The following is a 13,699-nucleotide window of genomic DNA, read 5'->3' as shown; positions in this document are numbered from 1 at the left end:
AATGGATGAACGATTTTATCGTTCATTATTTTTTTATACTACAATGCAAAAATTAGTTTATACTGAAGAAAATCTTCAAGTTATCAACCGTTCTTTTCTTTATGGTGATTCGGTTTGGGTATCGTTCTTTGTAAGAAACGGAAATCTCATAATGGCCGAGGAATCTTATTTTTTTCTGATGGCATCGATGCGGAAAATGAGACTGAATATTCCGCTGACATACACCTTAGAATTTTTTCAGGAACTGTTTCAGAGAGAAGTTTTGAGTAAGGGTATTGAGAATGGAATTATCCAACTGATGGCTTACAGAAAGCAGGAAGACAAACCGCTTCCGAAATCTGAAACCGCTTTCTATTTTGAAGTGGAAGAATCGGGAGACATTCTTTATATACAAGGTAATATTGAACTGGATCTCATTAAGGAAATCAATGTTAATGCGAATCTTTTGAGTAACATCCGTGTTCATTCTGCCGAGAATATCTATGCTGAAATTTATGCCAAAGAAAATGATTTGGATGACGTTATTCTTCTGAATCCGAACAAGAAAATTGCCAGAAGTATCTTCGGAAATCTTTTGTTTTTCCAGAATAATGTGATTAAAATTCCGAAACAAACGGAAGGTGCTTATATTTCACCATTAATGGAAAACTTTGTCACTTTTGTTCACAAAAATAAACTGGCAGAAATTGAAGAAGCAGAAATCATCGCCTTCGAATCTCAAAAAGCTGAAGAAATCCTGAGAATCTCCGATGAAAAAGGCATTCACACAGTTTCAAAAATTAGAAATAAAACTTTTGAGAACACGAGATTTTCAGAAATGATTACCCAATGGAAAAATAGTTTTAATTAATTTTTTTACATAATTTTATAATTATTTAAAAATTAGTTCTACATTTGTCCCAACAAAAAAGCAAGAAATGTCTATACAACTTATGCATCATCATCACCATTCTCACGTTCAGGCGGGAAGGTAATGGTATGTCATAACTTCAAAATAATATTAACCGTCTGAGTAATCAGGCGGTTTTTTGTTTTCCAATTTTCCTTGTTGTTTACTCAGACCTTATCTATAAAATCAAAAATGAGTAAACTAAAATTAGCCATACAAAAAAATGGAAGACTGAGCGAAAAGTCTCTGAAACTGCTGGAAGAATGTGGCATCAAAATCTCCAACGGAACCAGAAAACTAAAGGCTGTTTCCACTAATTTTCCATTAGAAATCTTATTTCTTCGTGATGATGATATTCCGCAATATGTAGAGCAAGGTGTTGCTGATATCGGAATTATCGGTCTGAATGAAGTTTTGGAACAAAAGAAAATTATTGAAATTGTTCAAAAGCTTGGATTTGCCCAATGCAGATTGTCTCTGGCAATTCCGAAAGAAGAAAATTATAACGGAATCCCATATTTCGAAAATAAAAAAGTAGCAACTTCTTATCCAGAGATTCTTTCAAACTATTTCCAAGAAAATAACATCAATGCACAAATCGAAAAGATTGGTGGAAGTGTAGAAATCGCACCTGGAATCGGACTTTCCGACGGAATTTTTGACATCATCAGTACCGGTTCTACTCTACTGACTAATGGTTTGAAAGAAGTTGAAACTGTTCTGGAAAGTGAGGCCGTTTTGATTTCCAATGAGAATCTATCTAATGAAAATCTGGAGATTTTAAATAAACTTTTGTTCAGAATCAATGCTGTAAAAGAAGCTTCCGAAAGCAAGTATATTCTTTTAAATGCTCCTAATCAGAATCTTGAAAAAATTATCAATCTTTTACCCGGAATGAAATCGCCAACTATTCTTCCTTTAGCCGAAAGTGGTTGGTCATCCATTCATTCAGTCATCAAAGAAGATCAATTTTGGGAAGTGATTGAGAATCTGAAAAATGAAGGCGCACAGGGAATTTTAGTTTTAGAAATTGAAAAAATGATATTATGATTAGGCAATATAAATACCCACCAGTTTACGAATGGAAATCACTTTGCGAAAGACCTTTGCAAAATCAGGAAAATCTTTCTGAGCAGGTAAAATCCGTTTTTGATAAAGTAAAAATCAATGGTGATAAAGCTCTGAAATTCTACACAGAAAAATTTGATAAAGTTTCTCTTGAAGATTTAAAAGTCTCTGAATCAGAAATCATTGAAGCAGAGCAATCAGTTTCTGATGAACTAAAATCAGCCATCAAAATTGCTTCCGAGAATATCAGAAAATTTCACAATTCCCAACAGGAAGAGAAAAAAATCATCGAGACAACCAAAGGTGCTTTTTGCTGGCGAGAAAGTCGCGTAATTGAAAGTATTGGGATTTATATTCCAGGAGGAACTGCGCCTTTATTCTCCACTGTTTTGATGTTAGGAATTCCAGCAAATATTGCAGGCTGTAAAAACATTGCGCTTTGTTCGCCACCTGATAAAAATGGAAAAATCAATCCTACAATTTTGTTCACCGCAAACTTAATTGGAATTAAAAACATTTTCAAAGTTGGAGGAAGTCAAGCAATTGCAGGTTTGACTTTTGGAACAGAAACGATTCCGAAAGTTGATAAAATCTTCGGACCAGGCAATCAATATGTGACTTCGGCCAAACAGCTGGCTCTGAATTATAATCTTGCCATCGACATTCCTGCTGGTCCAAGTGAGGTTTTGGTCATTGCAGATGAAAGTTCTGTTCCGGATTTTGTTGCTGCGGATTTGCTTTCACAAGCCGAACACGGAACAGATTCTCAAGTGATTTTATTAAGTAATTCTGAGAAAATTATTAATGAAATTAATATTGAAATTAAGAAACAACTAAAGGATTTACCAAGAAAAGAAATCGCAGAAATTGCTTTACAAAACAGCAAATCTATTTTGTTGAATTCTATTGATGAAGCCATTCAATTTTCAAATATTTATGCGCCGGAACATTTGATTTTAGCTGTCGAAAACGCAGAAAATTTCACTGATAAAATCAAGAACGCAGGCTCAGTATTTCTTGGAAATTACAGTCCGGAAAGTGCAGGTGATTATGCTTCCGGAACCAACCACACCTTGCCAACCAACGGTTTTGCTAAAAATTACAGCGGTGTTTCTCTGGACAGTTTTGTGAAGAAAATCACATTTCAGAATATCACAAAAAAAGGAATTCAAAACATTGGAAAAACCATTGAGTTAATGGCGGAAGCCGAAGAGTTGATGGCTCATAAAAATGCCGTTTCGGTAAGATTAAAATATTTAGAAAATGAAAGTTGATATTCAAAAATTAATCAGAAAAAATATCCTGAATCTTGAACCATACTCTTCAGCAAGAGACGAATTCAAAGGTGAAAACGGTATTTTTCTGGATGCGAACGAAAATCCTTTCGGAGAACTGAACCGTTATCCTGACCCTTATCAGAGCAAAGTAAAACAGAAATTAAGTGAAATAAATCAAATCTCAACTGAAAATATTTTCTTAGGAAACGGAAGCGATGAAGTGATTGATTTGGCTTTCCGGATATTTTGTGAACCGAAAAAAGATAAGGTTTTGACTTTTTCGCCAACTTATGGGATGTATAAGGTTTCTGCAAATATTAATGATGTGGAATTGATCAATCTTGATTTAAATGATGATTTTCAAATCAATTTAGAAACTTTAAAGCCATATTTAAAAGATGAAAATCTGAAAATTATCTTCATTTGTTCGCCTAATAATCCAACTGGAAATTCGATTAAAAATATTAAATATATTCTTGAAAATTTTAACGGAATTGTTTTCATTGACGAAGCTTATAGCGATTTCAGTCCAGAAGAAAGTTTCAGGAATCAAATCAAAAATTATCCGAATCTTATCGTGAGCCAAACGTTCAGTAAAGCTTGGGCAATGGCTTCTGTACGGGTTGGGATTGCTTACGCTTCCAAAGAAATTATCAAATTTTATAATAATGTGAAACCGCCTTACAATATCAGTCAGCTCAATCAGGATACGATTCTAAACACACTTAGTAATAAAAAAATTAATCAGGTTTCAGAAAATATCAAAATCATTCAGAAAGAGAAAAAGAATCTAATTGAAAGTCTAAAAAAAATCAATTTGGTAAAAAAAACATTTCATTCCGACGCCAATTTTATTTTGATTGAAGTAGAAAATGCAGATTCAGTTTATAAGGAATTAGTTAATAAAAATGTGATTATCAGAAACCGAAATTCTGTAATTAAAAACTGTTTGAGAATTACTATCGGTTCTCCTGAAGAAAATGAAAAATTGATACAAGCTCTTCAAAATATTAATAACTAAAAACAGACACTTCGACTCCGCTCAGTGTGACATTGCTTATCAAACGCTGTCAGGCTGGGGCACAGTTTATCCTGAGCTTGTCGAAGGGAAGCCTTAGTAAAAATAAAAAGTCCATAAAAAAATGAAAAAATTGCTATTTATAGACCGTGACGGAACTTTGGTTTTAGAACCGGAAGATTATCAGGTTGATTCTTTTCAGAAACTGAAATTCTATCCGCAAGTCTTCACTTATTTATCAAAAATTGCGAAAGAATTGGATTATGAATTGGTAATGGTTACGAATCAGGACGGTTTGGGAACAAAGTCACATCCGGAAGAAAACTTCTGGCCAGTTCAAAATTTCATTATCGAAACCTTTGAAAGTGAAGGTATTAAATTCGAAGATATTTTCATAGATAAAACATTCGCCAAAGATAATGCGCCAACCAGAAAACCGAATATAGGTCTATTGACGAGATATTTTGATAAGGATAGTTACGATTTGGAAAATTCATTCATGATTGGCGACAGAATTACGGACGTGAAATTGGCAAAAAATCTCGGCTCAAAAGCGATTTTCATTAATAATGACGAAAGTCTTGGAGCTGACGAGATTTTAGAAAATGATGATTTGGAAAATGTTATTGCTCTAAAAACGACTTCGTGGAAAGCTATTTATGAATTTCTGAAACTCAAAAACAGAACTTCGGAAATTATCAGAAATACCAACGAAACTAAAATCAAAATCAAGCTAAACCTTGACGGAACAGGAAAATCCAGCATCGATACTGGAATTGCTTTCTTCGACCATATGCTGGATCAGATTGCAAAACACGGACAAATGGATTTGAAAATCAAGGTTGAAGGCGATTTGGATGTTGATGAACATCACACAATTGAGGACACAGGAATTGCACTTGGCGAAGCATTTAATCAGGCTTTAGGAAACAAATTGGGAATCGAACGTTACGCTTTTGTTTTGCCGATGGACGATTGTCTAGCACAAGTTGTATTGGATTTTGGCGGTCGAAACTGGATGGTTTGGGATGCAGAGTTTAAGCGTGAAATGATTGGAAAAATGCCTACCGAAATGTTCTTCCATTTCTTCAAATCTTTTTCAGATTCGGCGAAAGCGAATCTCAATATCAAAGCCGAAGGCGATAATGAACATCACAAAATTGAATCGATTTTCAAGGCTTTTGCAAAGTGTTTAAAATCAGCAGTAAAACGTGATTCGGACAAAATGATTCTTCCATCCACAAAAGGAACGTTATGAAAACAGTCATCATAGATTATAAAGCAGGAAATGTGCAAAGTCTTCTGTTTGCGATAGAAAGATTAGGATTTTCAGCAAAATTAACCAGCAATCCAGACGAGATTTCCAAAGCTGACAAAGTGATATTTCCAGGTGTTGGAGAAGCGTCTTTTGCAATGAATTCTCTGAAAAAAACTGGCCTGGATTTACTGATTCCTGAATTAAAACAACCACTTTTGGGAATCTGTCTTGGGATGCAATTGCTCTGTAAATATTCGGAGGAAAGCGGCACCAAAACTTTAGGAATTTTTGATGTATCGGTGAAGAAATTCCCTGATTCTGTGTTGGTTCCGCAGATTGGCTGGAATCAGATTTATGATTTGAAATCGGATTTGTTCAAAAATGTTCCTGAGCAAAGTTATATGTATCTCGTTCACAGTTATTATGCTGAAAAAAATGAAAATACAATTGCCACAACCGATTATTACGAAACTTACAGCACAGCTTTGCAAAAAGACAATTTTTTCGGCGTCCAGTTTCATCCAGAAAAAAGTGGCGTTTTCGGAAGTAAAATATTAGAAAATTTTTTGAAATTATGATTGTTTTAAAACCACAAAAGGAACAAAAGCAACTACTGAAAATTATACCTTACAAAAGAAACCGATTTTTTTAAGATTTTGAATATCTAACAAATATGAAAAAAATCTTTTGTGACTTTTGTGGTTTGAACTTTTTAATCATTAAAAATCAAAATAGAAAATGAGAATAATCCCAGCAATTGACATCATCAACGGAGAATGCGTTCGGCTTTCCAAAGGCGATTACAACAAGAAAACAATTTACAGCAAAAACGTTTTGGATGTCGCCAAAAACTTTGAAGACAACGGAATCCGTTTTCTGCATCTCGTCGATTTGGACGGCGCAAGGCAAAACCAAATCATCAATTATAAAACATTAGAAAAAATCTCAGCCAAAACCAATTTAATCATCGATTTCGGAGGTGGCGTAAAGTCTGAAAAAGATGTCAGAATTGCTTTTGAAAACGGAGCAAAACAAGTGACTTTGGGAAGTGTTGCCGTCAAAAAACCAGAATTATTTTTAGACAGTTTGGAAAAATATGGTTCAGAAAAAATCATTTTGGGGGCCGACGCCAAAAATGAAAAAATTGCAGTCTCTGGTTGGATAGAAGAAAGTGAAATTAATATTTGTGATTTCATAAAAGAAAAAATCAAATCTGGAATCCGATATGTGATTTCGACAGATATCAATAAAGACGGAATGTTGGAAGGTCCATCTTTCGGATTATATGAAAAAATAATTGTCGAAAATCCTGATATCAAATTAATTGCTTCTGGTGGAATTACTTCTACTAACGATTTAGTTCAATTAAAATCTTTGAGCTGCGAAGGCGCGATTATCGGCAAAGCGTTGTATGAAAACCGGATTACACTTAGCAATTTAAAACCTTTTCTCTAATGTTAGCAAAAAGAATAATCCCTTGTCTCGATATCAAAAACGGACAAACAGTAAAAGGCGTCAACTTTCTGGATTTAAAAGAAGTTGGAAATCCTGTGGAAATGGCAATCAAATATTCTGACCAAGGTGCAGACGAGTTGGTTTTCCTTGATATTTCTGCAACCGAAGAACGTCGGAAAACCTTGATTCCGCTCGTTCGTGAGATTGCCAAATGCATCAATATTCCATTTACTGTTGGCGGTGGAATCAATGTTTTGGAAAACGTGGAAGAGGTTTTGAAAAACGGAGCGGACAAAATCACCATTAATTCGGCTGCGATTTCGAATCCGAATCTGATAACCGAAGTCGCTAAACGCTTTGGTTCGCAATGTATGGTTGTCGCGATTGACACCAAATTTGTGAAAAGGCAGAATAAAGTCTTCAGCAATGGCGGAAAAATCGAAACTGAAAAAGAGTTATTTTCCTGGGCAAAAGAAGTGGAAAATCTTGGGGCTGGCGAAATTCTCCTAACATCGATGAATACAGACGGAACAAAATCCGGATTTGCGATAAAAATCACCAAACAACTTTCGGAACTGGTCAATATTCCTGTAATTGCTTCGGGAGGAGCTGGAACAATGCAGCATTTTGAAGATGTTTTCACACAAACTAAAGCAACAGGAGCTTTGGCAGCCAGTATTTTTCACTTCAATGAAATCGAAATTCCGGAACTTAAAAATTACCTTAAATCTAAAAATCTACCGATAAGATGACCATACGATTTGATAAAAACACAGGCTTAGTTCCCGTGATTATTCAGGATTACCTTAATCTCAAAGTCCTGATGCTTGGTTATATGAATCAAGAAGCCTTAACTAAAACTTTAGAGGAAAAAAAAGTTACGTTTTTTTCTCGTTCTAAAAATAGACTTTGGACAAAAGGCGAAACGTCAGGTAACTTTTTGGAATTGATTGATTTGAAATTAGACTGTGACAACGATACGATTCTCATCAAAGCAAAAGCTCTCGGACCGACATGTCACAAAGGAACGACAACTTGTTTTGCAGAAGAAAATGACAAAGGTTTTTTATACGAATTGCAAAAAAAGATTTCTGAAAAGATCGACATTAATGATGAAAGTTCTTATACCAATGAACTTTACAGAAAAGGCATCAACAAAGTGGCTCAAAAAGTTGGAGAAGAGGCGGTGGAATTGGTTATCGAAGCGAAAGATAACAATAACGAATTATTTTTAAATGAAGCTTCAGATTTGATTTATCATTATTTGATTTTGTTGAAAGCCAAAGGTTTCACGATTGAAGATGTTGAGAAAATTCTGAAATCGAGGAGTAAATAAAAAAATCCAGCAAAAGCTGGATTTTTATGGAGCCAATCTTGAAATTTTCCATTCAAAATCTTTTGTTAAAGAATACAAAATCCTGTCGTGAAGACGATTTGGCCGGCCTTGCCAAAATTCGATTTCATAGGGTTTTGCAATGTAACCGCCCCAGTTTTCAGGTCTTGGAATTTCTTTGTTTTCGAATTCGGTTTCTAAACTTTTCAACTTGCTTTCTAAAAATTCTCGATTTGGGATTTCCTGACTTTGTGGCGAAACAACAGCGCCTAACTGACTTCCTTTTGGACGAGAATGAAAATAGCCGTCACTTAGATTTTCAGCAATTCTTTCAACATTGGCTTTGATGATAATTTGTCTTTCCAGGCTTGGCCAGAAAAAATGAAGACAAGCTTTGTGGTTTTTCTCAAGCGATTTTCCTTTTCGACTGTCGTAATTGGTGTAAAAAACAAAGCCTTCCCAATTATATGACTTGAGCAAAACCATTCTGACTCTAGGGCAACCGTCATCTTCGACTGTGGAAATAGCCATTGCATTGGCTTCGGAAACATGTGGATTTTCTTCAGCCTCCAGAAACCAATTTCGGAATTGCTCGATGGGGTTTTCTCTGACTTCGCTTTCGATAAGCTGGGATTTGTCGTAGACTTGTCTTTTATCGTGTAGATTTTCGTTGTTCATTTTATGATTGAGATGTTTTATAATGTTAAAGCCTTTGAACGCAAAGTTCGCAAAGTTTTTTAAAAACTACTAATTGTTTTTAAGAGTCACAAAGACGCTTCGCTCATCAAAGGAAATTATATGTTGAATTTATGACAACTCTTCCTTTGTGCGAAGCGCGCCCCGACCTGAGTGGAGCTCTTTTTGTTTTTCTAAAAAACAAAAAAAGCGGGAACGGAGGGCGGATAAAGGCGCCCCAATCCAAAAGATTCGACGAAGTTAAATTATTAGAATCTGAATCAATTTAACTTAAATTTTCATTGAATTCTTTTTCAAAAAAATATTTTTTTATAGCTTTGATAGATGAATTACTCTTACAAAGGTAAAATTTTAATATCAACTCCCGATGCTTCCGGCGACATATTTTCCCGCTCGGTAGTGCTTATTATTGATCATAATGAGAATGGTGCTTTTGGCTTGATTCTGAATAAAAAAAATCAGAATATGAGTTCGCGTCTTTTGAGCATTTTTGGTTTTCCGGTGGAGCTTTATGAAGGTGGACCTGTGGAAAATGACAAGGTTTTCTTCATTCTTAAAGGTGAAAAAATCACGGAGCAATATTCTGAAATCAATGATGAATTTTACATTACTGAAGATATTGATTCTGTAGTCTCATCGATTGTTGAGGGTTCTGTAACTATTAATGACATCAAGGTTTTTTCCGGATATTCGGGTTGGTCTCCTTTACAGCTGGAAAGTGAAATCCAACGAAAAATGTGGACGATTGTGGATGTTTATAATCTGGATTATACGCTTCCGAATGACCAGAATCTCTGGAAAAAAATCATGCAGAATCTCGGTGGCGAATTTCTTCTCTGGGCAAATGCGCCTGAAGATGTGAGTTTGAACTGATGAGTTTTACACAAAGACACAAGGAATAATTTTCTTTTAGAATGTTTTACTGCACTAGGGAAACGGAAAATATTCGATTTTTTTTGCCTTTATGATTACTTTTTTATTTATATCGGGATCTGTTCTTCAAAAATAACTGTTCCGGCTTCTGTGTAATAAGTGCATGTTTTTGCATCAATATCAACAATCCATTTGTAAACACCGCTATCTGCACAATCTTTACAAAATTGGAAAAAGTCGGTTCCGCCTTGTTGATGATTTCGTAAGTCAGCTAAAAATTTTTCTGCATTCGGGATTCCGTAAATCAATAATGGTGCATATTGTTGTGGTGCGGAAACTTTGTAATCGTCGTTTCCTAAATAATTAGTAGAACCGTCTTCTACGAAAGTTTCCAAACTTTTAACGCCTAATTCTCTAATCGTTTTTGCGAATTGTGGGAATCCTTTTCCGCTTTCTACGTTGGAATGCGCATCTTGAATCTGTTGTAATGTAAACATCATTGTAAGTTTTTCTGTGTTTTTATTTTCTTAGTTAATTCTCTGACTTCTTTTTTTAATAAGTGAAAAGCCGGCTGAGCCATACTCACGTGGTCGAATCCGTCTTCCTCCAATAATTTGGTTGAAGGATGTTTTACGAGATTCAACATTCTTGCCAAATAAGCATTTTCTTCATACCGTCCGAACAATTCTAATTCTCTGTCACCGGTAATTAAAACAATTGGTGGCGCATCCTTTCTGACGTGGAACAAAGGCGCATATTGGTCAATTGTCGGTTGTAATTCTGGGATTCCTTGTTCTTTTCTGATTTGAAAATGCGTGATTGCCTGTCCACTAAATGGAATAAGTCCTGCAATCTGGTCTGCATCAATTTTATATTTTTGAAGATATTTTTTATCCAGCGTAATCATCATTGCCAGATAACCTCCCGCCGAATGTCCGGACTGGAAAATCAGATTTTTATTCCCACCGTATTTTTCAATATTCTCAAAAACCCAGGCCGTTGCTGCAGCGGCATCTTCTATGTAAGCCGGCGCCTTCACTTTTGGAGCTAAACGATATTCGACACTTACAACGGCAATATTTTCATCTAATAATTCTTTTGGCAATTCATTATTGCCGCCAGTTAAACCTCCGCCGTGAAACCAAATCACAGTCGGGAAATTTTTGACATTGATTGGATAATAGAATTTCAGTTTGCATTGGGAACTGATGTAAGCATCGGCATTACTGATTTTTTCTGGGTAATAAGAAATATTGCTTTCAGTTTTATATTCTGTCTGAGCAAAACTGAATGCGAAGACTAAGATTACAATAAGACTGATTGGTTTTCTGAACATAATTTTACTTTTATTTAAACGCAAAGTCTGCAAGGATTTTTTTGTTCAATTCAATTTTTTAAAGTTACACAAAGTCGTAAAACTCATTAAAGAAAAACGATGTAATTTTATATTTCATAAAAATTTGACTTCCACATTCCCGGATTGATGATAGAAAAATCCGTCGCTGTCATATTCTATATTGGTAAGGCCTTCCAAAACATCATAAACCATTTTTTGCAAAACGCCATCGCCTATTCCGTGGATAATCAACAGATTTTTAATATGATTTTTTCTACAGAAATCAATCGTTTCCAATAATTTTTCTCTCTGAATTATCAATCTCTCAAAAGCATCATAATCTGCAGGGTTTTTGACCAAAAAATTAAAGTGAAGGTCTAATTTCAACGGCGCTTTATTATGCTTTTTCGAAATGATTTTTGGACTTTCTTTTTTCCTGATAATTGGAGAGTTCTCGTATAATTCGGAATCAATGATTGTTAATTTATCCTTAGAAAAATTATACGTAAAACCGTGTTCATCTTCAATTTTCACTTGATTAGCAATAATCTTTATAACTGTTCCTCTAAGATTTTCATCAATCACTGAAACTAAATCTCCAATTTTCATTTTGTAATTAATAATATTTTTAACGCAAAGTCCGCAAAGTTCTTTTTTAAAGACCAAATGCTTTTAAGGCCGCAAAGGCGTTTCACTCAGCAAAAATAAAAACCCTAATTCTCTTTAATTCTAAAACTATCAAACCCGACTTCCGAGTTCTATGATTTCCAAATCTTTGATTTCATCCTTATGGATTGTGAAACGCATCATCGTTCTCACTTTATGCCATCCGGATTTTCCGCAAGCGCCAGGATTAAGATGAAGAAGATTATTCTTTTTATCAAACATCGCTTTCAGAATATGGGAATGTCCGGAAATAAATAATTTCGGTTTTCTTTCTGCGATCTCTTTCTTGGCCAAAGGTGAATATCGCTCAGGATAACCACCAATGTGAATCATCAAAACATCAACTTCTTCACATTTGAAACTCAAAACTTCAGGGAAAATTGTCCTGATTTTTGCTTCGTCAATATTACCGTAAACACCTCGGATTGGTTTTATTTTTTCTAATTCTTCAATCACAGCCATATTGCCAAAATCTCCGCAATGCCAAACTTCATAGGCATCTTTCGCATAATCAATAATCCTGTCATCAATGTAGGAATGGGTGTCTGATAAAAGAAGAATACGTTTCATTTTAAATTAGATTCAATTACAAAAGTACAAACTGATTTTTCATTAATTCTGAAATGTCAAGCCATATTTTAAAACATACCAGATTGTTATTGCGCCAGCAACACCTATCAATCCCAATAAAATCAATAGCCAAAACGCCCAAGTTTTCACTCCTTTTTTATACATTATTACAAAAACCAACTGCAAGATGAAAAATAAAAATAATAGAACAGCCAAATTTATAACCATCTGTTCTTGTGATATTTTCTTGCTAAAAAGAAAAACGGATACGAAAACTAAACTGACAACCATCATTTTTATAAATTCTGACGGCTGAGAGAGTCTATTTTTTTTGACTGGTCTCATTTTTAATGATTTTAGAATTACGAAATTACGAATTAACATTTTCTTTATAATTAAAAAAAAATCAGGAAATTTACAGCCGACATGAGATATTTTATAGAGTTTTCTTACAACGGTTCTGCATATTTTGGTTATCAGATTCAGCCCAAACAGATTTCTGTTCAGGAGGAATTGGAAAAGGCGTTGTCCACCATTCTTCGCGAACCCATCAAAACAACCGGAGCAGGAAGAACCGACACTGGTGTCCACGCAAAGAAAATGTTTGCCCATTTTGAAACCGAACAAACCCTTGATGAAAACTTAGTTCATAAACTCAATTCTTTTCTGTCAGAAAATATCGCCGTTAAAAGGATTTTTGAAGTTCCTGCGGATTTGCACGCAAGATTTGATGCGACTTACAGAACTTATGAATATTACATTTCATTAGAAAAAAATCCATTTTCCAAGGATTCTTCATGGCAATATTGGCGTCAAAAACCTTTGAACATCGATCTAATGAACGAAGCATGCAAAATCCTTTTTGAATATGATGATTTTACGAGCTTCGCCAAACTACACGCCGATAACAAAACCAACATTTGCAAAATCTATAAAGCCGAATGGGAACAGCTTGGAAATCAATTGAAATTCACGATTTCTGCTGACCGATTCCTACGTAATATGGTAAGAGCGATTGTCGGAACAATGGTTGAAGTGGGAAGTGGAAAAATTACGCCAAATGATTTGCGAAGAATTATTGAAGACAAATTCCGGAATTCTGCCGGTGTTTCCGCTCCTGCGCAAGGACTTTTTTTGGTAGATGTTGGGTATGAGTTTTAGTATTTGAGAGTCGGAGCGTTTGAGAGTTTTTTATTGAGAAGTGAAATTATTTTTATAAATTTAACTGATTGATTTAAAACAAATAACTTCTTAAAACCG

General features: G+C 34.8%; 16 protein-coding genes. 11 read left to right on the top strand and 5 right to left on the bottom strand.

What is annotated here, in order from left to right:
- Positions 1-43 precede the first annotated feature (43 nt).
- From QOL71_RS07690 to hisIE, 9 genes are all read left to right on the top strand, one after another.
- The gene (locus tag QOL71_RS07690) at positions 44-850 is read left to right on the top strand and encodes an aminotransferase class IV (protein ID WP_283416476.1); all 807 of its coding nucleotides are present in this window, start codon (positions 44-46) and stop codon (positions 848-850) included.
- Between the two features lie 231 nt (positions 851-1,081).
- Positions 1,082-1,939, top strand: coding sequence for an ATP phosphoribosyltransferase (gene hisG / locus QOL71_RS07685; protein WP_283416354.1), 858 nt, complete (start codon positions 1,082-1,084; stop codon positions 1,937-1,939).
- Positions 1,939-3,231 carry a histidinol dehydrogenase gene (hisD, locus tag QOL71_RS07680; protein WP_379953376.1) on the top strand — a complete coding sequence of 431 codons (1,293 nt, stop codon included), beginning with the start codon at positions 1,939-1,941 and terminating at the stop codon, positions 3,229-3,231. The genes hisG and hisD overlap by 1 nt, the downstream gene beginning before the upstream one ends.
- Positions 3,221-4,255, top strand: coding sequence for a histidinol-phosphate transaminase (gene hisC / locus QOL71_RS07675; protein WP_283416352.1), 1,035 nt, complete (start codon positions 3,221-3,223; stop codon positions 4,253-4,255). The genes hisD and hisC overlap by 11 nt, the downstream gene beginning before the upstream one ends.
- A gap of 121 nt (positions 4,256-4,376) precedes the next feature.
- The gene (gene hisB / locus QOL71_RS07670; protein ID WP_283416351.1) at positions 4,377-5,510 is read left to right on the top strand and encodes a bifunctional histidinol-phosphatase/imidazoleglycerol-phosphate dehydratase HisB; all 1,134 of its coding nucleotides are present in this window, start codon (positions 4,377-4,379) and stop codon (positions 5,508-5,510) included.
- Complete coding sequence (gene hisH / locus QOL71_RS07665) at positions 5,507-6,088, top strand: imidazole glycerol phosphate synthase subunit HisH (RefSeq protein ID WP_283416350.1); 582 nt, start codon at positions 5,507-5,509, stop codon at positions 6,086-6,088. The genes hisB and hisH overlap by 4 nt, the downstream gene beginning before the upstream one ends.
- A gap of 160 nt (positions 6,089-6,248) precedes the next feature.
- On the top strand, positions 6,249-6,965 hold the full coding sequence (gene hisA, locus QOL71_RS07660) for a 1-(5-phosphoribosyl)-5-[(5-phosphoribosylamino)methylideneamino]imidazole-4-carboxamide isomerase (protein WP_283416349.1): 717 nt from the start codon (positions 6,249-6,251) through the stop codon (positions 6,963-6,965).
- Complete coding sequence (gene hisF, locus QOL71_RS07655; RefSeq protein ID WP_283416348.1) at positions 6,965-7,717, top strand: imidazole glycerol phosphate synthase subunit HisF; 753 nt, start codon at positions 6,965-6,967, stop codon at positions 7,715-7,717. The genes hisA and hisF overlap by 1 nt, the downstream gene beginning before the upstream one ends.
- Complete coding sequence (gene hisIE, locus QOL71_RS07650; RefSeq protein ID WP_283416347.1) at positions 7,714-8,301, top strand: bifunctional phosphoribosyl-AMP cyclohydrolase/phosphoribosyl-ATP diphosphatase HisIE; 588 nt, start codon at positions 7,714-7,716, stop codon at positions 8,299-8,301. Before hisF ends, hisIE begins: the two co-directional genes overlap by 4 nt.
- Before the next feature lie 24 nt (positions 8,302-8,325).
- Here the strand turns inward: hisIE and pdxH are convergent, their stop codons facing one another.
- Positions 8,326-8,976 (bottom strand): pyridoxamine 5'-phosphate oxidase, encoded by a 651-nt coding sequence (pdxH, locus tag QOL71_RS07645; protein ID WP_283416346.1) that lies wholly within the window; start codon positions 8,974-8,976, stop codon positions 8,326-8,328.
- 342 nt (positions 8,977-9,318) lie between these two features.
- Here pdxH and QOL71_RS07640 point away from each other — a divergent pair, with 342 nt between their 5' ends.
- The gene (locus QOL71_RS07640) at positions 9,319-9,867 is read left to right on the top strand and encodes a YqgE/AlgH family protein (RefSeq protein WP_283416345.1); all 549 of its coding nucleotides are present in this window, start codon (positions 9,319-9,321) and stop codon (positions 9,865-9,867) included.
- 107 nt (positions 9,868-9,974) lie between these two features.
- On the opposite strand, the gene QOL71_RS07635 is transcribed toward QOL71_RS07640, so the two are convergent.
- From QOL71_RS07635 to QOL71_RS07620, 4 genes are all read right to left on the bottom strand, one after another.
- Positions 9,975-10,367, bottom strand: coding sequence for a DUF1398 domain-containing protein (locus QOL71_RS07635; RefSeq protein ID WP_283416344.1), 393 nt, complete (start codon positions 10,365-10,367; stop codon positions 9,975-9,977).
- Positions 10,364-11,203, bottom strand: coding sequence for an alpha/beta hydrolase (locus QOL71_RS07630; protein WP_283416343.1), 840 nt, complete (start codon positions 11,201-11,203; stop codon positions 10,364-10,366). Before QOL71_RS07630 ends, QOL71_RS07635 begins: the two co-directional genes overlap by 4 nt.
- 114 nt (positions 11,204-11,317) lie before the next feature.
- Positions 11,318-11,812: a Smr/MutS family protein gene (locus tag QOL71_RS07625; protein ID WP_283416342.1), complete on the bottom strand. Its 495-nt coding sequence runs from the start codon at positions 11,810-11,812 to the stop codon at positions 11,318-11,320.
- Between the two features lie 129 nt (positions 11,813-11,941).
- On the bottom strand, positions 11,942-12,439 hold the full coding sequence (locus tag QOL71_RS07620) for a metallophosphoesterase family protein (RefSeq protein WP_283416341.1): 498 nt from the start codon (positions 12,437-12,439) through the stop codon (positions 11,942-11,944).
- A gap of 426 nt (positions 12,440-12,865) precedes the next feature.
- Between QOL71_RS07620 and truA the strand changes: the two genes are divergently transcribed.
- Positions 12,866-13,600, top strand: a complete 735-nt coding sequence (gene truA, locus QOL71_RS07615) for a tRNA pseudouridine(38-40) synthase TruA (protein ID WP_283416340.1) — start codon at positions 12,866-12,868, stop codon at positions 13,598-13,600.
- Positions 13,601-13,699 lie beyond the last annotated feature (99 nt).

Source organism: Epilithonimonas pallida, from assembly GCF_900182975.1.
GTDB classification, from domain to species: domain Bacteria; phylum Bacteroidota; class Bacteroidia; order Flavobacteriales; family Weeksellaceae; genus Epilithonimonas; species Epilithonimonas pallida.
This window is presented reverse-complemented; position numbering and strand designations above follow the sequence as displayed.